Origin of the sequence: Adlercreutzia wanghongyangiae (genome assembly GCF_035989245.1) — a bacterium.
GTDB lineage: Bacteria > Actinomycetota > Coriobacteriia > Coriobacteriales > Eggerthellaceae > Adlercreutzia > Adlercreutzia wanghongyangiae.
In genome coordinates this window covers 1-24868 of the sequence record NZ_JAYMFF010000010.1, presented here as the reverse complement: position 1 = coordinate 24868, position 24868 = coordinate 1, and the positions used below count along the sequence as shown (strand labels likewise).

General features: G+C 67.0%; 17 protein-coding genes. 12 read left to right on the top strand and 5 right to left on the bottom strand.

Annotation, left to right across the window (positions count from 1 at the left end; translation table 11 throughout):
- The first annotated feature begins 40 nt into the window (after positions 1–40).
- The 10 genes from VIN30_RS06280 (at position 41) to VIN30_RS06235 (ending at position 13268) form a co-directional block, all read left to right on the top strand.
- Positions 41–922, top strand: coding sequence for an HhH-GPD family protein (locus VIN30_RS06280; protein ID WP_338210131.1), 882 nt, complete (start codon positions 41–43; stop codon positions 920–922).
- A gap of 186 nt (positions 923–1108) precedes the next feature.
- Positions 1109–1747: a manganese efflux pump MntP gene (locus tag VIN30_RS06275; protein ID WP_338210129.1), complete on the top strand. Its 639-nt coding sequence runs from the start codon at positions 1109–1111 to the stop codon at positions 1745–1747.
- Between the two features lie 77 nt (positions 1748–1824).
- The gene (pheA, locus tag VIN30_RS06270; protein WP_338210127.1) at positions 1825–2730 is read left to right on the top strand and encodes a prephenate dehydratase; all 906 of its coding nucleotides are present in this window, start codon (positions 1825–1827) and stop codon (positions 2728–2730) included.
- 280 nt (positions 2731–3010) lie between these two features.
- The gene (locus tag VIN30_RS06265; RefSeq protein ID WP_326424202.1) at positions 3011–4288 is read left to right on the top strand and encodes a hydrogenase small subunit; all 1278 of its coding nucleotides are present in this window, start codon (positions 3011–3013) and stop codon (positions 4286–4288) included.
- Between the two features lie 16 nt (positions 4289–4304).
- On the top strand, positions 4305–5978 hold the full coding sequence (locus VIN30_RS06260; RefSeq protein ID WP_338210124.1) for a nickel-dependent hydrogenase large subunit: 1674 nt from the start codon (positions 4305–4307) through the stop codon (positions 5976–5978).
- 1 nt (position 5979) lies between these two features.
- Positions 5980–6666 carry a cytochrome b/b6 domain-containing protein gene (locus VIN30_RS06255; RefSeq protein WP_338210122.1) on the top strand — a complete coding sequence of 229 codons (687 nt, stop codon included), beginning with the start codon at positions 5980–5982 and terminating at the stop codon, positions 6664–6666.
- A 640-nt stretch (positions 6667–7306) separates the two neighbouring features.
- Positions 7307–9985, top strand: a complete 2679-nt coding sequence (locus VIN30_RS06250; RefSeq protein ID WP_338210120.1) for a YhgE/Pip family protein — start codon at positions 7307–7309, stop codon at positions 9983–9985.
- Positions 9978–12170 (top strand): YhgE/Pip domain-containing protein, encoded by a 2193-nt coding sequence (locus VIN30_RS06245; protein ID WP_338210118.1) that lies wholly within the window; start codon positions 9978–9980, stop codon positions 12168–12170. Before VIN30_RS06250 ends, VIN30_RS06245 begins: the two co-directional genes overlap by 8 nt.
- Positions 12171–12288: 118 nt before the next feature.
- Positions 12289–12744: a viscotoxin-A3 gene (locus tag VIN30_RS06240; RefSeq protein ID WP_338210116.1), complete on the top strand. Its 456-nt coding sequence runs from the start codon at positions 12289–12291 to the stop codon at positions 12742–12744.
- The gene (locus VIN30_RS06235; RefSeq protein WP_326424208.1) at positions 12741–13268 is read left to right on the top strand and encodes a hydrogenase maturation protease; all 528 of its coding nucleotides are present in this window, start codon (positions 12741–12743) and stop codon (positions 13266–13268) included. Before VIN30_RS06240 ends, VIN30_RS06235 begins: the two co-directional genes overlap by 4 nt.
- 239 nt (positions 13269–13507) lie before the next feature.
- On the opposite strand, the gene VIN30_RS06230 is transcribed toward VIN30_RS06235, so the two are convergent.
- The 5 genes from VIN30_RS06230 to VIN30_RS06210 all read right to left on the bottom strand — a co-directional run bounded on the left by VIN30_RS06230 (position 13508) and on the right by VIN30_RS06210 (position 19094).
- Positions 13508–15013: a hypothetical protein gene (locus VIN30_RS06230; protein ID WP_338210114.1), complete on the bottom strand. Its 1506-nt coding sequence runs from the start codon at positions 15011–15013 to the stop codon at positions 13508–13510.
- Between the two features lie 24 nt (positions 15014–15037).
- Positions 15038–15727 carry an RNA polymerase sigma factor gene (locus VIN30_RS06225; protein ID WP_326424210.1) on the bottom strand — a complete coding sequence of 230 codons (690 nt, stop codon included), beginning with the start codon at positions 15725–15727 and terminating at the stop codon, positions 15038–15040.
- Between the two features lie 123 nt (positions 15728–15850).
- The gene (gene nth, locus VIN30_RS06220) at positions 15851–16513 is read right to left on the bottom strand and encodes an endonuclease III (RefSeq protein ID WP_326424211.1); all 663 of its coding nucleotides are present in this window, start codon (positions 16511–16513) and stop codon (positions 15851–15853) included.
- A 338-nt stretch (positions 16514–16851) separates the two neighbouring features.
- Complete coding sequence (locus VIN30_RS06215; RefSeq protein WP_326424212.1) at positions 16852–18408, bottom strand: hypothetical protein; 1557 nt, start codon at positions 18406–18408, stop codon at positions 16852–16854.
- Between the two features lie 11 nt (positions 18409–18419).
- On the bottom strand, positions 18420–19094 hold the full coding sequence (locus tag VIN30_RS06210; RefSeq protein ID WP_326424213.1) for an RNA polymerase sigma factor: 675 nt from the start codon (positions 19092–19094) through the stop codon (positions 18420–18422).
- A gap of 333 nt (positions 19095–19427) precedes the next feature.
- Here VIN30_RS06210 and mfd point away from each other — a divergent pair, with 333 nt between their 5' ends.
- Both mfd and VIN30_RS06200 read left to right on the top strand, forming a co-directional pair.
- Positions 19428–23357 carry a transcription-repair coupling factor gene (gene mfd, locus VIN30_RS06205; protein WP_338210109.1) on the top strand — a complete coding sequence of 1310 codons (3930 nt, stop codon included), beginning with the start codon at positions 19428–19430 and terminating at the stop codon, positions 23355–23357.
- A 281-nt stretch (positions 23358–23638) separates the two neighbouring features.
- Entirely contained in the window at positions 23639–24724 is a 1086-nt protein-coding gene (locus VIN30_RS06200) for a DMT family transporter (protein ID WP_338210107.1), read from the top strand.
- Positions 24725–24868: the final 144 nt, after the last annotated feature.

The window sequence follows — 24868 nt, the reverse complement described above, 5'->3', positions numbered from 1 at the left end:
CGGCGCATCTCGCGCGGCCGCAATGGGGCGTGGATGAGCTATGGCAAAGGTCGTAGAGCCGGCGTGGCCCGCTGGGATCGAGCCGCTGGATTGCTTCGTCCATCGCATGCTCCAGCATGCCCGCGAGCTGTACCGCGATCTGCCCTGGCGCCATATCGACGATCCCTATGCCGTGCTGGTGTCGGAGATCATGCTGCAGCAGACCCAGGTGGCGCGCGTGGGCCGTTTCTGGGAACGGTTCCTCGATGCGTTTCCCACCGTGGATGCCCTGGCCGCCGCCGCGGTTCCCGATGTGCTGGAGCAATGGCAGGGCCTCGGCTACAATCGCCGCGCCCTGGCCCTGAAGCGCACGGCCGACCAGTGCGCGGCTTCTGGCGGCCAGCTGCCCGACACCTATCAGGAGCTGCTGGCGCTTCCGGGCATCGGGCCGGCCACGGCGGCCGGCGTGATGGCCTTCGCGCATCAGGTGCCTGGAGTGTACGTGGAAACGAACGTGCGGGCCGTGTTCCTGCACGAGCTGTTCCCCGATCGCGATGGCGTACCCGATCGCGAGTTGGAGCCCCTGGTGGCTGCCGCGGCCTTCCATCCGGCGGCCGCTGCCGATCCGCGGCGCTGGTATTACGGACTGCTCGACTACGGTGCCCATTTGAAGGCCACGGGCGTGAATCCCACGCGACGCTCTGCCTCCTATAGTCGCCAGTCCGCCTTCGAGGGGTCGCGCCGCCAGAAGCGCTCGTGGATTGTGCGCCGCGTGCTGGCCGCGCCCGAAGGAGTGCCGGCGACGGCCGTTCGCTCGGAGCTCAACCGTGCGGAGGTCGCGGCGTCCCGTGAAGGAGTCGACGGCGACCTGTTCGTCTCCATCGTCAACGATCTTGTGTCCGAGGGGTTCTTCCGCCGCGACGGTGATCTTCTCGTGCCCTAGGTGTGGTACACTCGCTCTCGTCCGCAGGGGAGTGGCCGGCGTCTCGGGACGTGGCCGCACCAACAGACTGCCCGCAAGGGCTGATACGATCCTCAATGGTAAGACGTGCGGTGCCGCCCTTGGCGCCGCACCGCCTCAGCGTCGGCGCGAAGTCGGCGCTTTTTTGATGGCCGAAAGGAGTTGTTCGTGGGCATCATCGAGCTGATCCTCACCGGGGCAGGGCTTTCCATGGATGCCTTTGCCGTGGCGGTGTGCAAAGGTCTCGGCATGCGCCGCGTCCAATGGGGGCAGGCTTTGGTGATCGCCCTTTTTTTCGGCGGCTTCCAGGCTTTGATGCCCCTGGTGGGTTGGGCGGCCGGCAGCCTGTTCTCCAGTTCTATCAAGGCGGTGGACCATTGGATCGCCTTCGGGCTTCTGGCGTTTATCGGCGGCAAGATGCTCTGGGACGCCTTCCGCGAGGACGGTGCGGGCTCATGCGCCTGCGGCCGCGACTGCGCTTCCTGCCCCAAGCGCAACACCCCCGCCTGCGACGATCCTGTGGCGGCTGGCACCGTTGCGCCGCCGCTCGATTACCGCGAACTCACCATGATGGCCGTCGCCACCAGCATCGATGCCCTGGCCGTGGGCATTACCTTCGCCTTCCTCGGTGTGAACATCTGGTTGGCCGTCGCCATTATCGGCGTGACCACCTTTGCCCTGTCGTTTGCGGGCGTGGCCATCGGCAACCAGTTCGGCGCCCGTTTCGAGAAACCCGCCACCATCGCCGGCGGCCTCGTCCTCATCCTCCTGGGCGCGAAGATCCTCCTCGAGCACCTCACTTCTTAATGCCGTTCCCAACTCGCGTTGCTGTCGCCATTCGCCCGAGGCGCCAGTCGGATGGTCAGGGCTCGAGGTCGTCTGATGTGGTGAAAACGTTTATCATGGGCAGCGGCATGTTTCCTGCGACAGATTGGCGCCCCATGAGCTACGACAACTCCATCGCCTTCCTCGGCCCGGCTGGCACCTACTCCAACGAAGCCGCCCTGCGTTTCGCAGCGCGTCTCGGTATCGACGAGCCGCAGCTGGTGGAGTGCACCTCCTTCGACGAGGTGTTCGATTGCGTAGACGGCGGCGTCACCCGCTTCGGCGTGGTGGGGAAGGAAAACTCGCTGGAGGGCCCGGTCACGGCCACGCTCGACAACTTCGCCTTCCGCACCGACGCGGTCATCCTGGCCGAGGAGGTCATCAACGTGAGCCACTGCCTGGTGGCGCATCCCGATGCGACGCTGGACGCCATTGCGCGTGTGGCCTCGCATCCCCAGGGCATCGCCCAGTGCCGCCGGTTCCTGGCCACCGAGCTGCCCGGTCGCTCCACGCTGGCCGTGTCCTCCACAGCGGAAAGCGCGCGCATGGCGGCGGCCGATCCCACGTGCGCCGGCATCTCGAACGCCTTGGCCGCCGAGCTGCACGGTGCGCGGGTGCTGCGTCGCGGCATCCAGGACAATCCCGAGAACCAGACGGCGTTCGCCCTGGTGGGACGCTTGAGCGATGCCGAACTCATTACGGGTGCGCGTCATAAGACCTCGCTGGCGCTGTTTTTGCGGGCCGACAAACCCGGTGCCCTGCAGATGATTTTGTCGGAGTTCACCTACGCCGGCATCAACCTGACCATGCTGCAGTCGCGCCCGACCAAAAAGCAGTTGGGCGACTACATGTTCTTCGTGGAACTGGACGGCTCCATCCACGACATCGACGTGCAGACGGCCCTCGACTGCCTGCGCATGAAGCTGCGCGAGGTGAAGGTGCTCGGCAGCTATCCTGTGGAATAGGGGCTGGGGCCCGGCGGGAAACTCAAAAGGCGTTGCCCCAGATCGTAGGGGAGTACCCGGCCGCCTGGCGGTGCGAACGTGCTGGTCGGATGCCTCGCATTCGCGTCGCCCCTGTTGACGGCGTGCCATTTTGTTACCCGCACCCTCGTGCGTAACATTTTGAGGCCGTTGGTAGATTGTTTTCGCATCTATCCGCATTCCATGGAGCAATTGTGACGGGAATAAGGATAACCTAGCGGAGCATGTAAGAGTGACGAGGACACCTTGAGGAGGTGTACGCATGGAAAATCAGGCAACGATGTCAGAGTTCGACAACATCTTGGCCTCGCGTGGCGTGTCCCGCCGCAGCTTCATGAAGCTGTGCGCCGGCATCGCCGCGGCCGCGGGTCTTTCCCCGCTGGCCATCCCGCGTGTGGCGCAAGCGGTTGAGGACACTGTTATCGGCGCGACGTCGGGCAACCTTTATCCGGTCATCTGGATCGAGGGCGCGTCCTGCACGGGATGCACCGAGTCCTTCGCTCAGGTGGAGACTCCCGACGTAGCTTCCGTGGTGCTCGACTTGATCTCCCTGAACTACTCGGAGACGCTGTCGGCTGCCGCGGGGCACTCCGTGGAGGAGGCCAAGGCCCAGACCATCGCGGCCGGCAACTACATTCTCATTTACGAGGGTGCGGTGCTGGAGGCCTTCGACGGCAACGCCCTGCGCGTGGCCGGCGAGACGGGCATCACGGCCCTGGTGGAGGCGGCCGAGTCCGCCAACGCCGTGGTGGCCGTGGGTTCCTGCGCGGTGAACGGCGGCTGGATGGCCGCTCATCCGAACCCGGCCCAGGCCCTGGGCGTTCAGCAGTACCTGGAGAAGGTCGGCGTGACCACCCCCGTGGTGAACGTGCCGGGCTGCCCGGTGAACCCCGAGTGGGTCATGTCGGTGCTGGTGGACGTCGTGGTCATGAAGGACATGGATCTGCTGCTGAACCGTCTGAACGACTTCAACATGCCGGGCGACCTGTTCAACCAGACCATCCACGACAACTGCGAGCGTCGCGGCCACTTCGAGAACGGCGAGTTCGTCTACGAGTTCGGCAGCGAGGAAGAGGCCCTGGGCTACTGCCTGTACCCCGTGGGCTGCCGCGGTCCGCAGACCCGCTCTATTTGCGGTGTCACCCTGTGGAACAACCGCCGCAGCTGGTGCGTGCAGTCCGGTGCCCCCTGCATCGGCTGCTGCGAGGCCAATCCGGGCAACCCGGGCGACAACTGGGTGGAAGTGAACACGCCCTTCTACAAGCGCATGCGCGACCTGCGCATCGGTGACTTCGAGTTCCAGCCCACCACCATCGCGGTCGCCGTCACCGGCATTCTGGCCGCCTGCCTGGTGGTGCACGGCTTCGGCATGAAGATGTCCGGCCGCATGGACGGCGGCGCGCCCTTCGAGAAGATCCGCAAGTGGGACGCCAAGCATCCCGAGCAGGAGATCGGCACCTACGCCGATCCGGTGTCCGGCGGTCCGGTTCTCGATGAGGAGCTCGTCCACAAGAACGCCGATCCCCGTAAGAAGAACTAGAAGGAGGTGAGCTGACTTGACACGTTCTGTTATTGATCCGATTACCCGTATCGAGGGCCATCTCCGCGTCGAGATGGAAGTCGACAACGGCGTGGTGCAGGATGCCTGGGTGTCCGGCGGTTGCTTCCGCGGCATGGAGCTGGTGGTGCAGGACCGCACCCCCGAGGACGCGGCCCAGATCGTCGAGCGCATCTGCGGCGTATGCCCGGTGTCCCATGCCCACGCGTCGTCCATCGCCGGCGACAAGGCCTACGGCATCACCATTTCCAACAACGCCCGTATCGTGCGCAACCTGCTTGAGGGCGCGCAGTTCCTGCACAGCCATATCCTGTGGCTGTACAACCTGGCGGCTCTGGACTACGTGAACCCGCTGAACGCCCTGAACGCCAATGTGGACGAGGCCTATGCGGTGGCTCTGGAGAACGGCCTGGCGCTGCACTCCGACCTGAACCAGCTGTACGACAAGCTGGGCGCCTTCGCGGCCAACGGCCAGCTGTCCATCTTCTCGGGCAACTGGTTCGGCGCCGATGGCGGCGAGGCCTACAAGCTCACCCCCGAGCTCGACCTGATCCTCACCTCCCACTACCTGGAGGCTCTGAAGATGCAGGCCCGCGCCTCCGAGATGGCGGCGCTGCTCGGCGGCAAGATGCCCCACGTGATGACCTCCATCCCCGGCGGCAACATGTGGGTGCCCACCGAGAGCAAGCTGGACGACCTTCTGGCCATGGCCACCGAGGTGCGCGACTGGGTGAACGACACCGTGCTCGCCGACACCGTGGCGCTGGCCGGCCCCTACGCCGAGGCGCTGACCTTCGGCAAGGGCTGCGGCCGCTACATCGCCTGGGGCGTGTTCGAGGGCAACGGCTGGCCCTACGGCGACGACTACATCGAGCAGATGAAGAACCGCTACCTGCCCATGGGCGTGCTGAACGAGAACTTCGACGTGTCCGATGTGGAGGAGAGCAAGATCCAGGAGTACATGGGTCACTCTTGGTACCAGGGCGACGACACCTACACCTCGCCCTACTTCACCACCGACCCGGCCTACACCGACTACAACGTGGACGACCGCTACACCTGGGTGAAGTGCCCCACCTACGACGGCAAGCCGATGGAGGCGGGCTCCATGTCCCGTATCTTCGCGGCCTACGTGCGCGGCGTGCCCTTCATCAAGGAGAACGTCGACGCGGTGCTGGCCATCCTGGGCGCGAAGCCGGGCGACCTGTCCGCCTTCCAGTCCACCCTGGGCCGTACCGCCATCCGTCAGATCGAGACCATGTACGTGGCCGACCTGATGGTGGAGTGGGTGAACGAGCTGGCCGAGGCCATCAAGGGCGGCGACTCCGAGTACTTCCGTGCTCCCGAGCGCATCACCGGCGAAGGCAGCGGCTTCTGGGAGGCCCCGCGTGGCGCCCTGTACCACTCCGAGAAGGTGGTCGACGGCAAGATCGAGGGCTACCAGATCATCATCCCGTCCACGTGGAACCTGGCTCCCATCAACTCCGCGGGCGAGCATGGCCCGCTGGAGCAGGCGCTCATCGGCGTTCCGGTGGCCGACATCGAGATGCCCATCAACGCTCTGCGCACCGTGCACAGCTTCGACCCCTGCACCGCCTGCGCCGTGCATGTGACCGATCGCGCCACGGGCAAGAGCTTCGAAACCGTGACCAGCCCTTGGGGGGTGAAGTAAGATGGCCCATCTCGCACACTACAAGGAGGCCCATCCGCTTCCGTTCGTGATCACCCACTGGATCAACCTCGTTGCCATGGTGGTGCTCATCCTGTCGGGCTTCCTCATTCACTTCCCGTTCCTGCCGTACCTGATGGGCATCGCCCGCGGCGCGCACCTGCTGTTCGGCTTCGTGCTGTTCATCAACTGCGTCGTGCGCGTGGTGATGGCGTTCTTCGTGAAGTCGGCCCCCACGGCCGGTACCCGTCAGCAGGTCACCGACATCAAGACCTGGATGCCGCAGAAGGATAACCGCCATCAGGCCGGCGCCTGGATCACCTACTACCTGTTCCTGAAGAAGGACCATCCGCTGGGCGCCAAGCTGGGCGTGCCGCAGAAGATCAGCTACCTGCTGATCCCGATCCTGATCGTGATCATGTTCTGGACCGGTCTGTGCCTGTGGGGCGTGACCATGAACGTGCCGGTGTTCGCCGCGACGACGAACCTGGTGGGCGGGCTCATGTCCATGCGCATCATCCACTACTTCATGATGTACGTGTTCATTTGCTTCATGTTCATCCACATCTACCTGGCCAACGTAGAGGGCTTCGAGCCCACCAAGCTGATGTTCCTGCGCAAGGAGCACGGCGGCCTGGTGTACGATCCCGATCTGCACAACATCGTGGGCGAGGACCACGACGTGCACTAGGGGTTGCGCGAGCTAATGCGACCAAGGGGCGGCTTCTTCGGAGGCCGCCCCTTCGTTCATTCGGTACAGCGCCATCGCCGTATGCTGCCTCGCTCGTCCGGCGCAGCCCCTTCGCCATGCGTCGCCCTGCTCGTCCGGGCCGCCCCTCCGCCATGCGTCGCCCCGCTCGTCCGGGCCGCCCCTTCGCCATGCGTCGCCTCGCTCCATGGCCACAAAACGATAGATTTATATGGGAATTGCAATCCAATTTGCCTTATTTGGCCAAAAACATCTTGATTTATATGCTCGCAAGCATGAATTGCCCTCCGTTTTCCGAGATTCTCCTCAATTAGGGTCGGAAAATGAGCGATTTGAGCGCCTGATCTTTGTGGAACCATAGACATCTCGCGTTTTATGGCCAGAATCCATTGGGAAAAGCGAAAAGCGCTTATAAATCCTCTTTCTTTTGACCATCGAGAGCTGCCATTTCCGCATGCGACCAGCTTTGGGCGGAGAAACCGGGCAGCAGGCGTCCGCGATTTGGCCGCTGCTTGACCGATGATTCCGTTCCGTCAACAAGGGCGAGCGCGCCTGCCGGGGTTGCGCTATGATGAGCGATACTGTTCATACTGGGTAAGCTATGCGGAAAGGACCCGTTTCCGTGCGGAATGTGCTGAAGATTCTCAAACGCGACGTGCTGCGCCTGGTGCATACGCCCCCGGCTTTGGTGGTCGTTGTGGCGCTGCTGCTGTTGCCATCGGTGTACACGTGGTACAACGTCATCGGTTTCTGGAACCCCTACGACAACACGGGGAACCTGCGTGTGTGCGTGGTGAACCAGGACGCGGGCGGCAGCTCGGAATTGACCGGCTCGTTGAACGTGGGCGACAAGATCGTCGACCAGTTGCACGACAACCATCAGCTGGACTGGGAGTTCACCACCTATGACGAGGCCATGGACCAGCTGAACGCGGGCACTGCCTACGCCGCCTTCGTCATACCGTCGCGCTTCACCGCCGATCTGCTGACCATCACCACCGGCGAGTTCACCCAGCCCAAGTTGCAGTACTACGTGAACGAGAAGGCCGGGCCGGTGGCCCCCAAGATCACCGACACGGGCGCCACTACCTTGGATGAGACCATCAACTCCACTTTCGTGTCCACGGTGACCGACGTGGCCGTGAAGGCCATCGATGCGGCTGTCGACGACACGCGGGCCCAGGCCGGCGAGAGCCAGTCGCGGGCGGCGCAGAAGATCGCCGATGCCGCCGCCACGGTGGGGGAGGCCCGTACCACCCTGGTGGGCATCAAGACTTCGGTCACGGAGGCCCACGACAAGATCGACGGCGCCCGCGATGCGCTTTCGCGGGCAAGCACGGGCATCGACGAGGCCGATGCCAGCCTGGGCGAGCTAGGCGAGACATCAGCGGCCATGCAGAAGACCCTGTCCGACTTCTCGGCCTTCGCCATGCCGGCGGTGACCAAGGCCCTGGGCGCGGCTACCACGGCGGCCTCGGCGGCCGATGGCGCGGCGGCCAAGCTGACCGGCTCGCTGGGCCAGGCCCAGGGCGGCATCCAGTCGGCACTGGCCCAGGGGCGGGCGGCTGTGACTGAGAGCCGCGCGGTGGCCGAGGCGCTGCGTCAGAGCGCGGCCGGCCTGCCCGCCGGCAGCACCGAGCGCGCGTCGCTGGAGGCCCTGGCCAAGAACCTGGACGCCCGGTCGGATGCAGCCGAGCAGACCTTGGGCGACCTGGAGGGCCTGAACACGCGCACTCAGGACACCGCTCAGGCCCTGCAGGATGCCACCTCGTCGCTGAACACGGCGGTGCAACAGGCCTCCAGCAGCATGAGCTCCTATTCCACGGGCCTGTTCGGCACCACTATCCCGGCGGTGAACAGCGCGCTTGATGCGCTGGCCGAGACGTCCGACGCGCTGCAGGAGGCTCTGGCCACCCAGCGCATGCTGGTGCAGCAGACGACGCTGGTGGTGAATCAGCTGGATGCCACCATGCAGACGGCCCAGACCACCGTGAATGAGACCGACAAGTTGTTCGCCAGCCTGGAGTCGGAGTTGGGCGTGGTGTACAGCGACGTGGTGGCCTTCGGCGCGTCCGACGCCCTGGCGCGGCTGGTGGGCGAGGAGGGCCTGGACGCCGACCGCATCGCCAGCTTCATGGCGTCGCCCACCGAGGTGGTCACCGAGTCGCTGTATCCGCTGAACGCCTACGGTAGCGCCATGGCGCCCCTGTTCATGAACCTCACCTTCTGGATCGGCGCCTTCATGCTGCTGGTCATCATGCGACAGGAGGTGGACGGCGAAGGCGTGCCGGGCCTCACCTTGGCCCAGCGCTACTGGGCGCGCTTCCTGTTCCTGGCCGCGATGGCCGTGGTGCAGGCGCTCGTGTGCTGCGCGGGCGTGCTGGCCATCGGGGTGCAGGCGGTCAGCGCGCCGGCGCTGTTCGTGGCGGCGGCCTGCGCGTCGCTGGCCTATCTGGCCATTATCTACGCCTTCTCGGTCACCTTGCAGCATATCGGCAAGGGCATTTGCATCATCTTGGTATTCGCCCAGATTCCCGGGGCCACGGGACTGTACCCCATCGAGATGACCTCGGGCTTCTTCCAGGCGCTGTACCCGTTTTTCCCCTTCACCTACGGCATCGGGGCCATGCGCGAGGCTATCTGCGGCTTCTACGGCAACCAGTATGCCACCGACCTGCTGGTGTTGGGCCTGTTCTTCGCCCTGTTCATGGCTGCCGGCTTGCTGTTGCGTCCCCTGATGGCGAACGTGAACCGCATGGTGGCGCGCCAGGTGCGGGAAGGGGGTCTGTTCAACGGCGAGGATGTGGACATTCCCGTGCGTCCCTACCGCATTTCCCAGATCTTGCGGGCGCTTTCCGACAAGGGCGGCTACGATGCCGAGATCGGGCGGCGCTACGCGCGCTTCTCGCATTGGTACCCGCGTTTGATGAAGGCCGCGCTGATCAGCGGTATCGTGGTGCCGGTGCTGCTGGCCGTGGTGTTCGCGCTCACGCCGGCCGAGAAGGTGTGGCTGCTGACGGCGTGGCTTCTGTGGACGGTGCTCATCTTCGTGGCGCTGGTGGTCATCGAGAGCCTGCGCTTCAGCTTCGAGCGGCAGATGAAGCTGGGAAGCCTTTCGGATGAGAGCCTGATCGGACTGTACGACGCCTCGGCGGCCGTGCGGCGGGCGGCCGACTTGGACGCCACGGAGGGCCCGGCGGCAACGGCAGCGCCTGCATCAGACCGGCCCTCGCCGGGGCCCGCGCCCGACGATCCTGCAGGGCCTGCGCCGGCGGCGAAGGGGGGTGAGGGCGATGAGTAACGTGATGCGCCTGTTTCGCGCCGACCTGAAGCGGCTTTCCGCCAATGTCATGTCCATCATCATCGCCGTGGGCCTGGTGATCGTGCCCTCGCTGTTCGCGTGGTACAACATCATCGCGTGCTGGAACGTGTTCGACAACACCGGCAGCCTGAAGGTGGCGGTGGCCAACACCGACGAGGGCTACAAGAGCGATCTGGTGCCCCTTCGCGTGAACGTGGGCGACCAGGTGGTCAGCGCGCTGCGGGCCAACGACCAGATCGACTGGGTGTTCACCGACGAGGAGGACGCCATCGACGGCGCGCGCTCGGGGCGCTACTACGCTGCCGTGGTCATCCCGCCCAGCTTCAGCCGCGACATGCTCACCTTCTATACCGCCAACGTGCAGCATGCCGATATCATCTACTACACCAACGAGAAGAAGAGCGCCATTGCGCCCAAGATTACCGATAAGGGTGCCGATTCGGTGTCGTACCAGGTGAACGCCGTGTTCGCCGAAACGTTGTCGGAGGTGTCGCTGTCGCTGGCGGAATCGGTGTCGTCGTTTGCCGAGGACGAGGACTGGGACGGGCGCATCGCGCAGGTGGCCGACCATGTGCGCGAGATGGCCGACGCGGTGGACGATGCGGCCTCGGTGCTCACACTGTACTGCTCGCTGGCCCAGGCGTGCCAGAACCTGGCCCAGGATTCGTCGGCCCTGGCCACTTCGGCTGCCGGTGCGGTGGATACCACGCTGTCGGCGGCCACGACGCGCACCGACGCGGTGCCCGGCACCGTGGACGCGCTGCGCGATTCCGGCGACGCGCTGTCGTCGGCCCTGGCCGAAAGCGCCGCCGGCTTCGACGCCGTGTCCTCGTCCATCGACCGCCTGTTCGATGCCGCCTCCCGCGATATGGCTGGCGCGGTGGGCGATTTGCGCAACCACGCCACCACCCTGGACAAGCAGGGGGCGCTGTACCGCGACGCGGCCTCGTCGCTGCAGGCCCTGGCGCCCAGCCTGCCCGAGAGCGTGCGGCCCCAGGCCCTGGCCGTGGTCAGCCGCCTGAACGCCGTGGCTGCCCAAACCGACGCCATGGCTGCCAGCCTGCGCGGCGCCGCCGACAAGCTGGAGGCGGGCAGCGGGGACGTGTCGGCCGAGCGCGACGCGGCCAAGGCCCAGGCTGCCGAGGCGCGGCAGTCCATCCAGTCGCTGAAGTCCGACTACGACGCCAACGTGAAGCCGGGCCTGGCGGCTCTGGCCGACGATGCGCGCGCCATGGCCGAGTCCATGGGCGCCATCACGGGGAACTTGTCGGGCGTAGGGGCCGACCTGGCCTCGTCGGCCGATTCCGCATCGCAGGTGATGGGCGATACCGCCGCGAAGATCACCGCCACTACCGACAAGCTGCACGAGGTGTCGAAGGATCTGCGCGCCATGGCCGTGGATATCGACGCGGCCCTGGCCACGGGTGATCGCGGCGCGCTGCGCGATGTGCTGGGCGCCGATGCCTCGGTGCTGTCGAAGGCCCTGGCGGCCCCGGTGGCGCTCGATCGTGTGGCGGTGTATCCGGTGGAAAACTTCGGCAGCGCCATGGCCCCGCTGTACACCACCTTGGCCCTGTTCATTGGCTCGTTGCTCATCCTGGTGGTTATCCGCCCGCGGCCCTCGGCGGCCGAGCTGGCCGCAGCGGGCATCGGCAACGCGAAGCCGCGCCAGGTGTTCTTCGGGCGCTTCGGGGTGATGGCGGCCATATCACTGGCCCAGACCACGGTGATGGCCCTGGGCAACCTGTTCTTCTTGCAGGTGCAGGTGGCCAACGTGGTCGAATTCCTCGTCTGTTTCTGGGGCGCCGGGCTCGTGTTCACCTTCATCATCTACGCCCTGGTGGTGGCCTTCGCGAACTTGGGGAAGGCCATTGCCGTTCTGCTGCTGATCATCCAGGTGACCGGCTGTGGCGGCTCGTTCCCCTTGCAGCTGCTGCCCGGGTTCGTGCAGGCCCTAAGCCCCTGGCTGCCGGCCACCCACGTGGTGAATGCCATGCGCACCGCCATGATGGGAGGCGCCGGGGCCGAGTTCTGGCTGCAGATGGGCCAGCTGGCGCTGTTCCTCATTCCGGCGGCCCTGCTGGGCCTGGTGTTGCGCAAGCCCTTGGCGAAGTTCATGGAGTGGTACGTGGAAGAGGTGGAGTCTTCGAAGCTGGTGGGGTAGACACGCGACGGCTGCCGGGCGATTGCTGGGGCGTTTGGCCGACGGATGGGCCGGTGCCGTCGCCGTTTCGCGGGCGGTTTCGCTACAGTGGGGGAAACACCGCGTACGAAGGAGTGCCATGGCGTCCACGCTGACTGACGAGCAGATAGCAGCTGAGGAAAAGTTCCTGAAGGGGCTTCCCCGGGTGAACCTGGGGGCCTTGTTCCTGGCTCCGGTGTGGGGGCCGGCCCATGGCATGTGGGCAGCGTTTTTGTTCTTTGTGGCGTGGCTGTTCGTCGACAACGTGATCTATGCGGCGGCGCACGAGCCCACGGTGCTTTCGGTGGCGCTGGCCGTGGTCATGACCGGGGGGCTTCTGGGGGCCACCCTGGTGTTCGCCATCGTGTCGCAGCCCTTTGCGGCCCATCGGGCCGAGGCGCACGGGGAAAGCCGCGAGCGCTATCTGCGCCGCCAGCGGGCGTGGGCCGTGGTCGGAGCCGTGGTGGCTGTGATCGTGGTGGTCCTGGCCACCTGGTACAACATCGATTTCCGCCCGGCCTTGGAGGCCGCCGAAGCGGCAGGAACCCTGCAATGACGGCCGATCGCGCCGAGGGCGCCCCGCGCACAGCGGCGGTGTTCTTCGTGGGCAACCGTCTCATGTTGGACGATGGCGTGGCCCCGGCGGCCTTGGACGCGCTGCTTGAGACCTACGAGGTGCCCGACAACGTGCAGCTGCTGGATGTGGGCTGCATGGCCCTGGATATGCTTGGCTATGTGGAACGGTGCGATCTCATTCTCACGGTGGACGCCGTGGACGGCACGGGCGACGCGCCGGGCACGGTGTACCGCTTCGAGCCCGACGCCATGGCGCGCCATTCCGGCCCCGAGGCCTCGCTGCACGATCTGAAGCTCGTCGACCTCTTCGACGCCGCTGCGCTTATGGGCTATGAGGCCGAGGGCTTCTGCCTGGGCATGCAGGTGGGCAACCCGTCGCCCTCCGAGTTCTGCGTGGGGCTCACCCCGGAATGCGAGGCCGCGCTGCCCCTGCTCGTGGAAACCGTAGCCGCCGAGCTGCACCATCGCGGCTTCCCTCTGCGGAAGAAGCCCGCAACGCCGTAGAGGCGCCCTTCAGCCCGCAGAGCAGTCGCGCCGAAGCACCCCGTAGGGGCGGGCTTCAGCCCGCCCGCGGAACCGTCGCGCCAAGAACGCCCTCAGAACCGCCACGACGAGAATACCCGTAGGGGCGGGCTTCAGCCCGCCCTCTCAGCTGCGATCGCCTGCACGAAAGGGGCGGCTCAAGCCGCCCCTTTCGGAGGGTATCTAGGGTGAGCGCCCGAAAGGCTCCACTCAAGGGCGCTTTACTGACGAATGTCCACGTAACCCAGTTGCAGGGCCTCCTCGTCGAAGCAGTACCCGGAGCTGCTCAGCGTGAGCAGCAGCTGCTCCAGCTCGTCGCGGGGCACGAGCCACGCGACGGACACCGTTGCCGTCTCGCCTGGTTCCAAGTGCGCGATGTAGTTCGGGGCGTCGGGGTCGTCGGTGGCCTTTCTGCCGTTCACATCGTAGTAGTACATCTCGCCCGTGCCCAGGGTCGTGCCGAGGACGGCCTCGTCGGATCCGGGTACTTGGCTCGCCCGGTCGAACACCTGCCAGCCGCCGGGTCCCTCGGTGGCCGACAACAGACCGGCGAAGAAGAGCACGTCGTCCAGCGCTGCGTCGCCCGTATTGGTGTAGTCGATGCTCACCTGCACGAGGGCCATGGGCACCGATCGCGTGGCCACTACCTCGTCAAGGCTGTTCACGCCGTCACCGTACGTGCGGAAGGATATCTCGGTGCTGCCCAGGGTGCCGCCGCCATCCGCCACGGCGCGCCATTCGTCGGGGATCATCTCGTCGCAAGCGAGCGTGCTCAGGTTGTCGGCCACCTTCACGTCGGTCACCCGCGCCTCAAGCGTGCTCTCATCGTCGCGGTCGAACAGTGCGGCATCGTCGTTGGGCAGCGCGAACGCATCGCCCACCTGGTGCAGGTGCGCCATCTGGTCGTGGGATGCCCGCAGGCTCGCCGTGTCGGCGGCGTCGCCTTCCGATAGGGCCGGGGCCAGGAAATCGCTGAGCAGCCACAGGTGAGTGCGGCCCACTGTGCCCGCCGGCTCCAGCGAGATGCCCCGGGCCACGGCCAGCATCTCGTCGCGCAGGCTGGCCGTGGCGCCCACCACCACCACGCGATGCTCGTCGGGGAAGGGGATAAACAGCTGCAGGTAGCGGTTGTCGGGCCCGTAGCCGTTGGTGATCAGCGCCGATGCGCGGCCGTTCACGTCCACGGTCTCGCTGGCGGCCACGTAGGATACCGGGAACGCCTCGTCGGTGTCGTGGTACAGCACGCTCACCCTCAGCGACTGCAGGAAATCGTCGGAGTAGAAGTCGGCGCAGCGCCCGTCGGACGGCGCTCCTGCCGCGGTTCTGTCGGGGTCGCGGGTGAGGCCGGCCGGCTCGTAGGCCAGCTTCAGGCGGTAGTGGTCCACGGTATCGGGCACGGGTTCGGTTCCGTTTTCGGCCGTATCGTCGGCGATGCCCAGCATTACTTGATAGGGGGCGCTCGGCTTAAGCGAGATGAGGCCCAACGCGTCGGCAGCGTAGGCGGTGCCCCCCGCGCCCAGGCACACGGCGCAGGCCACGGCGGCAGCCCGGGCCCACGGCTTGGCTGTAAGGGGAAGGCGGCGGCCCTGGCGCGAGGACGGCGCGCTGCTGGCGGCATCCTGCGCGATGGCGGCGAAGGCGGCGTCCATGGCCGCGCAGGCGCCGGAAGAGGGGCGGGCGCCGTCCAAAGTAGCGCGGATGGCGCAATCGAGTTCGTGATCGTTCATGGGAGTCTCCTCGGAGAAAGCGGATCAGGCGGGGGCGGTGGCTTGCATGAGTCCCTCGCCATCGGGTGCCCGCGGCCGGCTGGGGTGGCCGACGGCGCGCGCGGGCCCCTCGTGGTCGACGGGGTGCGCCAAGGCGGGATTCTCGGCCAGCGCCCGCTTGATGCGCGCACGGCCGCGGAAAAGGCGCTGGCGCACCGCCTCGGGGCTCATGGACAGCAGCTCGGCGATTTCGGCGGTGCTGTAGCCTTCTCCGTAGTACAAGGTGATCACCAGGGCGTAGGCCTCTCCGGCGGCGTCCACCAGCCGGCCGAATGCGGCATTGGCCTCGGCTGCGGCTGCCGCCCGGGTGGTCTCGTCCACGCGGCCGGCGGCGCGCAGCGACGCATCCAGGCGCTCCTCGCCCACGCTGTCGAGGGGAACGGTGGCGCGACGACGCCGCTGCACCTGACGGCAGGCGTTGATGCAGATGCGGATGAGCCAGGTCTTGAAGTAGCGTGGCTGCTCCAGCGAGCCGATGTTGCGCCATGCGGCCACCAGCGTTTCCTGAATGGCGTCGGCCACGTCGGCCTCCTGGTTGCCCAGGCAGCTGGCGGCCACGCGGTACAGCGTGGTGCCGCAGGAGCGCGCCAGCGATTCGAAGGCACCGGCGTCGCCTCGCTGGGCGCGTCGCACCAGGCGCTTTACGGCCGCGCCGTGCGGTGATTCTGAGGTCATGAGAGCCCTCGCTTTCATCTCTCGGACAACAAGATATTCCGTTCGCCCTTTAGATGCGAGCGCCTTCGCGCAATGTGACAGACCTTACGAAATCTTAAGCTGTTTCCGCATTGGAACGAGGTTCTAGGCCCAAAGACCGCGGGTGGGGCACAGATCGCCCACGATGCAGTCGGCGCAGCGGGGGTTGCGGGCGCGGCAGAACTCGCGGCCGAAGTGCACCCACTGGTGGTTGATGAACAGCCACTGGGGCCGCGGGTACACCTTCAGCAGGATGTCCTCCACCTTCTGCGGCGTGTCGGCTGAGGGCCCGGCCAGCTTCAGGCGGTGCGCGATGCGGAACACGTGGGTGTCCACGGCGATGCCCTGGGGGTCTTTGAAGGCCTCGCACATCACGCAGTTCGCCGTCTTGCGGCCCACGCCGGGCAGCTTCTGCAGCGCGTCCACGTCGGCCGGGATCTCGCCGCCGAAGTCGGCCACCACCATCTGGGCCAGCGCCACGAGGTTTCTCGCCTTGGAGCGGAAGAACCCGAGCGAGCGGATGATTTCCGCCACCTCGTCGGGAGAGGCCGCCGCGAGGGCCGCCGGGGTGGGGTAGGCCGCAAACAGCGCCGGGGTGGTCTTGTTCACGGCGGCATCGGTGCACTGGGCCGACAGCACCACGGCCACGGTCAGTTCGAAGGGGGTCGTGTAGTCCAGCGACGCCTCGCCGGGCCCGTAGTGGGCGAACATGCGCTCCTCGATGGCGGCCGCGCGCTCCTTCTTGCTCGCGAGAGATTCCCGTGCCATGGCTGCTCCTTGTTGTTTACGCGCCGTTGGGCGCGGGGCGTTTTGCTTGCGGAAAGTGGGGTCCGCGAGGTTCGGAGGGGAGGCCCCTCGCCGCAGCCCGCTTCGTGCTTGTCCCGCCGCGAACGCGGCGACGGAAGCAGAGGGGATGACGCACGCAAGTCGGCACTATCCCTGCATCGCTGCTGCTGAAGTGGAATCTGCTTCCCAAGGGCCGCGTTCGCAGCGGGGCGCTCAGAGGTCTGCGGCGAGGGGTCTCCCCTCCGTACCCGAGATGTCTTCCATTGTCGCACAGGGCACATCGAAGCTCTCTGAGAATTCTCTGGGGCAGTCCCGATTCGTTACGATGCGCGGATGTCCACCAGCCGCTGGCCGAAAGTGCCGTCGGCGTAGTTGCCCATGCCGTCAATGTCGATATCCAGCAGGAGCTTGTCGGTCTCGTCGGCAAGCACAAGCCACAGGTAGCGCACCTCTCTCGTCTCGCCGGGATCCAAGGAACCCAGGCGTCGGTCCATGCGCCCGATGCTGCCGTCGTCAAGGCGCTCGACGTAGTCGGCAAGACCCGTTCCCACACCGAGATTGCATTGCGCCTCGTCGGCCTCGGGGCACTCGTCCACGCGCTGGTATCGCGTCCAGGTACCATTCTCGTGCATGGCACTTTCGAGGGAGAGCATGCAGCGGATGTCGTCCTGGGTCTCGGTGCTTTCGTTGGCCAGCGACACCGAGACTTCCACGAGTTTCAGCGGAATGGCCTCCTCTTTCACTACGGTATCGGTGTCGCTTTGCCCGTTACCGTAGCTGACGTAGGCGAGGGTGCCCTCGGCGAGGGAGCCGTCCTTGTCGATGAGACTGCGCCAGCTGGCGGGCATCTGCTCGCGGTCGACGAGGGAGCCGTCGTCGTGAAATTTGACGGACTCGACGGTAATGGCGATCGCCTCGTTGCCGGGCAGCGGGAAGGTCTCGCCAACGGTGCGGAGCGGACCCATCTGCTCGTCGGTCAGCGTGATGCCGCAGAGGGCGCCGAAGGCGTCGTCGATGCCGCCGTCCCGTGCTCGCGTGGCGGCATCCTCGGCATCGATGCGCGCGTTCTCGACGGCTTGGCTCCAGGTAATCTGAAACTCGAGGGGTACGGTGCAGCCCGTGGGTTTAAGGCTCATGCCCTCGGCGATGGGCACGAGCTCGTCGGCCAGCTCCGCGTTGCTCGTTTGCAGGTGCACCACCCGCCGCTCGTCGGGGAAGGCGACGTAGAGGCGCGTCTGCGTGCTGCGTTGGGCATACCTCATGCCGTAGTCGAATTCCATGAGCACTGCCTCGTGGCCGGCCACCTCGATGGCCTCGCCGTTCTCGACGGACGAGAAGACTGCGGGCTCGGTTGTGTCCAGATAGTAGGTGTAGTACTCGATGGAGGGGGCGAACTGCGACCAGCCCTCGAAGCCGTCGTTGTTGCTGAAGCCGCCGGAGTCCGTGCCCACGAGGTGGTCGGGCAAGCTTGCGGGAATGTAGGAGAACGTCAGCTCGTACTCGTCGATGGTCTGGGCATCTGCGGAGAGATTGTCCTCCTCGGGCATGCGAGGGCTCACCTGCATTTGGTTGGCGTCGGTCTGCTGCAGGGTGAAGCCGAGCTTTTCCGCGGCCCAGGCCGATCCGCCCACCCCCACGGCGACGGCGACTGCCACGGCCGCGGCCCGGGGCAGCCCGGCGGGGACTCGGCGCCCGCCTGCTGTCCTGCGGCGGGGGCGGCATGTCCAGCGGCGATTGCCGCTATCGCCGCGACAGGTTTGGTCGGAGGCGTTTTCCACAGCGCCGAGCGCGTGGTCGATGGCTGCCTCGAAGGAGGCGCTGGGGCGGCTGGCGGCAGCGCGGGAGGCAATGAGATCGTCAAGGCGTTTCTCGTTCATGGGAACCTCGCTTACGAGATGGAGTGTCGGGAGAGTGGGGCATGCTCAAGGTCCGCGCCCGGCGCCCGGGCGTCGGCGGCGAGGTCGGGTTGCTCGCCCCGGGGTCGGGACGCCGGTTGCGGCGCGGCGGCCTCGGGTTCTTCCGCGGCCAAGGCTTTTGCGATGGCCCGTCGACCGCGTGAGAGGCGTTGGCGCACCGCCGCAGGCGATATGCCCAGGATCTCGGCGATCTCATCGGTGCGGTAGCCCTCGCCGTAGTAGAGGGCGATGGCGGCTCCGTTGTCGGCGCCTGCCGCCTGCACGAGCTCGCGAAAGCCGGTGTCGGCTTCCAGGGCCGCTGCCGGATGAGGTGCGAGGTCGGGCAGGCTCTCGGCTTGCGCGTCTAAAGGGATTGCCGCGCTGCGGTGGCGCATGATGTCGACGCACTCGTTCAGGCAGATGCGGGTGAGCCAGGTTTTGAAATAGCGCGGCTCTCTGAGCGATTCCAAGCCCTTCCATGCCGCTGCGAGCGCATTCTGCACTGCTTCGGCCGCATCTGCCTCGCGCCCGCCCGTCGCGCCCAGGCACACACGGTACAGGGTGTCCGAGCAGTCACGCACTAGCGCGCCGAAGGCGGCACCGTCGCCCCGCTGGGCGCGTTTCACCAGATTGCGACGTTGTCGGTCGGTGAGTGCGTTTCGTTCCATAGCCTCTTCTCCTCAGGGCGTTCTGCTGATGACCATTAGACGGCAGGCGCGTGCCGGATGTGACCGCATGGCGGAAATAATCGGAAAAAGCCTCGGCGCGCTTTCCCTGGCTCCTGCCGTCGCTTGTTTTGGGCGGTCAGGCGTCGCTGTCGGACTCGCGCGTTCCTGCGACGGCCGAGCGGGTACGGCCGGTTGACTTCTTTGCTACCGTTGGGGGCCGAGGCGATGCGGGCGCCCTTGCGGTGCGCTACACTGGGCGCGGCGCATTTTTCGGCGCCCGCCGCCCCCCTCGGGCGGCTTTCGACGTTTGCCCTCGAATGAAAAGAGTTCGCCGTGCTCATCGATTCGCTTGCCTTCACGCTGGAAAAGTCGGGCTGCTTAGACGCGTTCTGGGGAAAGCTCGACGCGGGTGCCGACGCCACGCTGGGCGTGGCGGCCTCGGCGCGGCCCTTCCTCGTGGCGGCGCGGTTCGCCCATGCGCCCCAGGCCACGCTCGTGGTGGTGGCTGGCGAGGACGCGGCGGTGGCCTTCGCCCGCCAGGTGGCGGCTTTCTTGGGGGAGGAGCGCGTGCTGCGCTTTCCCGAGCGCGCCGATGTTCCCTTCGCGCCCAGAAAGCCCGACGCCCGCGTGATCGCGCGGCGCATGGAGGCGGCCTGGGCGCTCCAGTCGGGCCGCCCCGTCGTGGTGGTGGCGAGCGCCCGGGCGCTTCTGCGCCTTATGGCGCCCCCGGCGGCCATGGCGGCGCGCCCGCTTTCGCTTTCCGCCGGTACCGAGCTGGAGGACATGGGCATCCCCGGCGTGGCGGAGCTGGACGATCTGCCTCGGGCGCTCGCGGCGGCCGGCTACGTCGACACCGGCGAGCTGGACGGCCCGGGCACCTTCGCGCACCGCGGCGGCACGCTGGACGTGTTCCCCGGCAGCCTGGACTTCCCGGTGCGCCTCGACTTCTTCGGCGACGAGCTGGAGGAGATCCGCCGCATCGTGCCGGCCACGGGGCAGACCATCTCCTCGCTGCCGGCGGTGGAGATATACCCGGTCTCGGAGTTTCCCACCTCGCCCCGGGCGCTGGCCGATGCGCGACGCGCCCTGGAGAAGCCGGCGCTCACGAATCCGGCTCTGCGCGACGTGCTGGAGAAGATGGAGGGCGGCCTTATCTTCGAGGGGGCCGATGTGATTCTGCCCTACCTGTACAAGCAGCCGGTGACGCTGGGCGCCTACGCGGGGGCCGGCACACTTACCGCGCTCATCGAGCCGCGCTCGCTCTTCGATGACGCGGCCCATGCGGCCGAGGACTTGTCCGAGCGCGCCCGAGGCACGAACATCGCGCTGGCGGGCCTGTACGCGGCCCCGGCGGCCATGGACTTCGGCGGCGAGGCGCGTGCCACCTACGTGTCCATCATGCGGGTGGGCGGCGAGATAGACGACGAGCTGCCGGTGAAACGCGTGGACGTGGCCGGCGTGCCCGACAAGATATTCGGGAAGTTGAAGAGCCTGACGACCGACCGCTACACGGTGGTGTTCAGCGCCCCGAACTACCGCGCGCGGGAGACCATGCGCCACGCTTTCGTGGACCACGGCATTCCCATATCCATCGTCGATGCTGACGCAACGACGAATGAGCCGACGCCTCAGAGTCCCTCGCTGACGTTGTCCGACCAGCGTGTCGATGAAAACGATTATGAGGAAAAGGCGGCCAAGCGGCGCCTGCGGCGGGGCGTGGTGAACATCGTGGACAACGACATCCCGCTCGGCATGATCATACCCAAGGCGCATCTGGCCCTCGTGAGCGCGGCCGACACCCAGGGCTCGCGGGCCGCCAGCCGCGCGGCGCGCGTGTCGGTGGACGTCACCGAGGTCACCTTCCCCTTTAAGCCCGGCGACTACGTGGTGCACGCCGCCCACGGCATCGCGTTTTTCCGCGATCTGGTGCGCCGCGAGGTGGACGGCACCGAGCGCGACTACCTGCAGCTGGAATACGCCGAGGGCGACAAGCTCTTCGTGCCCGTGGAGCAGCTCGACCGCGTCACGCGCTACGTGGGGCCGGAAGGCGCGAGCCCCCGCCTCACGCGCCTGAACACGAGCGACTGGTCCCGGGCGCTCGCGCGTGCCCGCAAGGCCACCAAGAAACTCGCCTTCGACCTGGTGGACGTGTACGCGCGCCGGGCGGCCACCCAGGGCTTCCGCTTCAGCCCCGACACCCCCTGGCAGCGCGAGATGGAGGAGGCCTTCCCCTACCAGGAGACCCGCGACCAGCTGGCCGCCATCGCCGACGTGAAGGCCGATATGGAATCGGCTCGGCCCATGGACCGCCTCATCTGCGGAGACGTGGGCTTCGGCAAGACCGAGGTGGCCCTGCGCGCCGCGTTCAAGGCCACCCAGGACGGCAAGCAGGTGATGGTGCTGTGCCCCACCACCATTCTGGCCCAGCAGCACTACACCTCCTTCAAGGACCGTTTCGAGCCCTTCGGCGTGACCGTGGAGGTGCTCTCGCGCTTCCGCACGAACGAGCAGCAGGCGCGGGCCCTTGAGGGCTTCGCGTCGGGCGACGTGCAGGTGCTCGTGGGCACCCACCGTCTGCTGTCGCGCGATGTGAACCCGCACGATCTGGGGCTCGTCATCATCGACGAGGAGCAGCGCTTCGGCGTGCAGCACAAGGAGCAGCTGAAGAACCTGCGCGAGTCCATCGACGTGCTGACGCTGTCGGCCACGCCCATCCCGCGCACCATGCAGATGTCGCTGTCGGGCGTGCGCGACATGTCGCTCATTCTCACGCCGCCCGACGAGCGGCGCCCGGTGGAGGTGCACGTGGGGGAGTGGGACCCCGATGTGGTGTCGGCTGCCATCCGCTACGAGCTGGCGCGCGGCGGTCAGGTGTACTACGTGAGCAACCGCGTGCGCTCCATCGACGAGGCGGTGGACCGCGTGCACGCCGCGGCCGGCGAGGCGCGGGTGGGGGTGGCCCACGGGCAGATGACCAAAGAGGAGCTGGAGCGCGTGATGGAGGAGTTCGCCGCCGGCGAGCTGGACGTGCTCGTGGCCACCACCATCATCGAGAGCGGCATCGACAACCCGCACACCAACACGCTCATTATCGAGGATGCCCAGCGCTTGGGCCTCGCGCAGATGTACCAGCTGAAGGGCCGCGTGGGCCGCTCGTCGGTGCAGGCCTTCGCCTACTTCATGTTTCCCGAGAACGTGCCCTTGACCGAGGAGGCCGCCGCGCGCCTGACGGCCATCAACGAACACCAGGACCTGGGCAGCGGCATGCGCATCGCCATGCGCGACTTGGAGATTCGCGGCGCGGGCAGCATGCTGGGCGCCGAGCAGTCGGGCAACATGTCGGCCGTGGGCTTCGACCTGTTCGCCCAGATGCTGTCCCAGGCGGTGAACGACACGCGCGAGAAGGGCGAGGCCACAGGTGAGCTGCCCCCGGCGTTGTCGGACATCACCGTGAACATCCCGGGCCATGCCTACCTGCCCGAGGAGTACATCCCCGACGCCGACGCGCGCGTGCTGTGGTACCGCAAGCTGGCCGCGGCGGCCACGGTGGACGCGGTGGCGGCCCTGCGCGAGGAGATGGAGGCGAAGGCGCCTAAGATGCCGCCGGCCGCGGCGAACCTGTTCGCGCGGGCGCACCTGAAGGCCTTCGCCAACGAGCACGGCATCAAGCTGATCTCGGTGGTGGCGGGACGTCTGGTGGTGGAACCCATCGATGTGCCCGACGCCAAGATGAAGCCGCTGCGCCGCGCCGGCGGCCGCTACAATCCCGACAAGCGCAAGCTGGCGCTGCCGCTGCGCTACTTCAACCTGGAGGAGCAGGACAATCTCATGGGCCCCATCGCGGGCTTTTTGTCCGAGCTCACCGGCGACGACCGCGCCGAAGAGGGCGACAGGGAGGCCGCCGAGGCCGCGCCGTCGGCCGGGGGTGCGCCGTCCGCCGGGGGCGCGCCGGTCGATGGCGCAGATGCGGCCGAAGCTGCCCCGAAGCCGCGCGCGACGGAGGCAGTCGGTGCGGGCGGCGGCACAGCACCCGCCAGCGCATCCGCTTCGTCTAAGCGCGCTCTCGCAAACCCTCGTAGGGGCGGCCTTCAGGCCACCCGGGGTTCGACGTCGCCCAGCAACTCTGCATCCGCCCCCGCTGTCGCCACGCGCTCCACGGCCCGCGGCGAGCGCCGTGCGAGCAACCTCGCCAAGGGCGACGCGGCCCGCGACCGCCTGGCCGCCAAGCGCGCTGCCCGCGCCGCCAAGCGCCAGGGGGAGTAACTTTTTTCGGACGGTCACCTGTACCGCCGAGCCTGGGACAGCTGTGGCTAAGCGCTGGGCAGGTGCTGCCAAGTGCTAGGCAGCTGCAGCCAGGCGCCGGGGTCGACCGCTGCCCGCGACGGCGTCCCGCTTCCTTCCCGGGGTCGTCGGTGTCAGGAAAAGAGGTAGGGCTCCTGTGGGGTGGGGGCAACCAGGCGGGCGCCCATGGTGACAAGCTCCCGTGCCTGGCCTATGATAGCGGGGGCAGGGTAGGTAGCTAAGTTCAGAGGAGGGTTGCCCTTATGGGCGCATCGGGACATTTCTGGCGCGGCGTCGTCTTCGCGCTCGCGGGGGCGACGCTGTGGGGCTTCTCGGGCGCGTGCATTCAATTTCTCGCCGAGAGCTACGACATCAGCTCCGCTTTCATCTCGGCTGTGCGCGCCGTGGTGGCGGCCGTACTGTTTGCCACCTTCGCGCTGGCGACCCGACGCGAGGCGCTGCTGTCGCTGGTGGGCAGCGCCGCGGTAAGGCCGACGCTTGTCCTGTTCGGCGTGGGGCTCTACCTGTCCCAGATCACCTATGCCGTGTCCGTGGCCCTTACCAATGCCGGCACGGCCACGGTGCTACAGGCCACGTGCACCGTGTTCGTCATGCTCTTTACATGCATGAGGGCGCGCCACCTGCCGCGCTTGACTGATTTCGCCGGCCTCGTTTGTGCATTGGTCGCAGCAGCGCTCATCGCCACTCAGGGCGATTGGGACGTTATCGTGCTGCCCGTAGCCGGCCTGGTGTGGGGCATTGTCAACGCGCTTTCTGAGGCGCTCTACATCATGGTGCCCCAGCGGCTCTACGATCACTGGGACCGCCTGGCCATCATCGCCTGCGGCATGGTCATCGGAGGCGTGGTCGCTCTGATGGTTTGGCTGGCAGGCGAGGGTATCGTGGCCCTGTTCGCCACCAGCGTCGACCCCGTTCCCGCCACCGGAGCCGGCGCCATCGGCTCCGGCTCCGGCAGTCCCGCTCAGGCGGCGGGTATCCCGGCCCTGCTCGCCGACATCTTCGGCACGGGCGGCGCCCTTATCCCGCAGCTCGATGCGGTCGGCTGGATCGTCCTCGTCGGCGGTGTGGGCGTGCTCGGCACGTTCACCGCCTTCGGCCTGTTCCTCTACGGCGTGTCGCTTGTGGGCTCGGTCAAGGGCAGCCTGCTCGGCGTGGCCGAGCCCGCCGGCGCCATGGTCATCGCGGCGCTCTGGCTGCAGACGCCGTTCTCCGCCGCCGACTGGACGGGTCTTCTCCTCATGGCCGCCATGATCGCGCTTGTGTCCCTCTCCGGTGCGCGGCCACGGCGGCTTCGTGGGCAATCCCGGCCGCCCATAGCTCGCTCCTAGCCAATCGGCGGATCGGGAGGGGGGCGGCGAACGCCGCCCCCCTCCCGATCCGCTCTGGCGCCTTCCCGATTAGCCTCGGCGTGTTATGAGCCTTGTTTTCGGGCATTCTGACGGATACGTTTAGCGAAAAGGAACCCCGTTTGC

Bases quoted from the DNA above. Each gene is read 5' to 3' on its own strand.
- VIN30_RS06280 (WP_338210131.1), top strand. From the start codon at position 41: ATGGCAAAGGTCGTAGAGCCGGCGTGGCCCGCTGGGATCGAGCCGCTG.
- VIN30_RS06265 (WP_326424202.1), top strand. From the start codon at position 3,011: ATGGAAAATCAGGCAACGATGTCAGAGTTCGACAACATCTTGGCCTCG.
- VIN30_RS06255 (WP_338210122.1), top strand. From the start codon at position 5,980: ATGGCCCATCTCGCACACTACAAGGAGGCCCATCCGCTTCCGTTCGTG.
- VIN30_RS06245 (WP_338210118.1), top strand. From the start codon at position 9,978: ATGAGTAACGTGATGCGCCTGTTTCGCGCCGACCTGAAGCGGCTTTCC.
- VIN30_RS06240 (WP_338210116.1), top strand. From the start codon at position 12,289: ATGGCGTCCACGCTGACTGACGAGCAGATAGCAGCTGAGGAAAAGTTC.
- VIN30_RS06235 (WP_326424208.1), top strand. From the start codon at position 12,741: ATGACGGCCGATCGCGCCGAGGGCGCCCCGCGCACAGCGGCGGTGTTC.
- VIN30_RS06230 (WP_338210114.1), bottom strand. From the start codon at position 15,013: ATGAACGATCACGAACTCGATTGCGCCATCCGCGCTACTTTGGACGGC.
- VIN30_RS06225 (WP_326424210.1), bottom strand. From the start codon at position 15,727: ATGACCTCAGAATCACCGCACGGCGCGGCCGTAAAGCGCCTGGTGCGA.
- nth (WP_326424211.1), bottom strand. From the start codon at position 16,513: ATGGCACGGGAATCTCTCGCGAGCAAGAAGGAGCGCGCGGCCGCCATC.
- VIN30_RS06215 (WP_326424212.1), bottom strand. From the start codon at position 18,408: ATGAACGAGAAACGCCTTGACGATCTCATTGCCTCCCGCGCTGCCGCC.
- VIN30_RS06210 (WP_326424213.1), bottom strand. From the start codon at position 19,094: ATGGAACGAAACGCACTCACCGACCGACAACGTCGCAATCTGGTGAAA.
- VIN30_RS06200 (WP_338210107.1), top strand. From the start codon at position 23,639: ATGGGCGCATCGGGACATTTCTGGCGCGGCGTCGTCTTCGCGCTCGCG.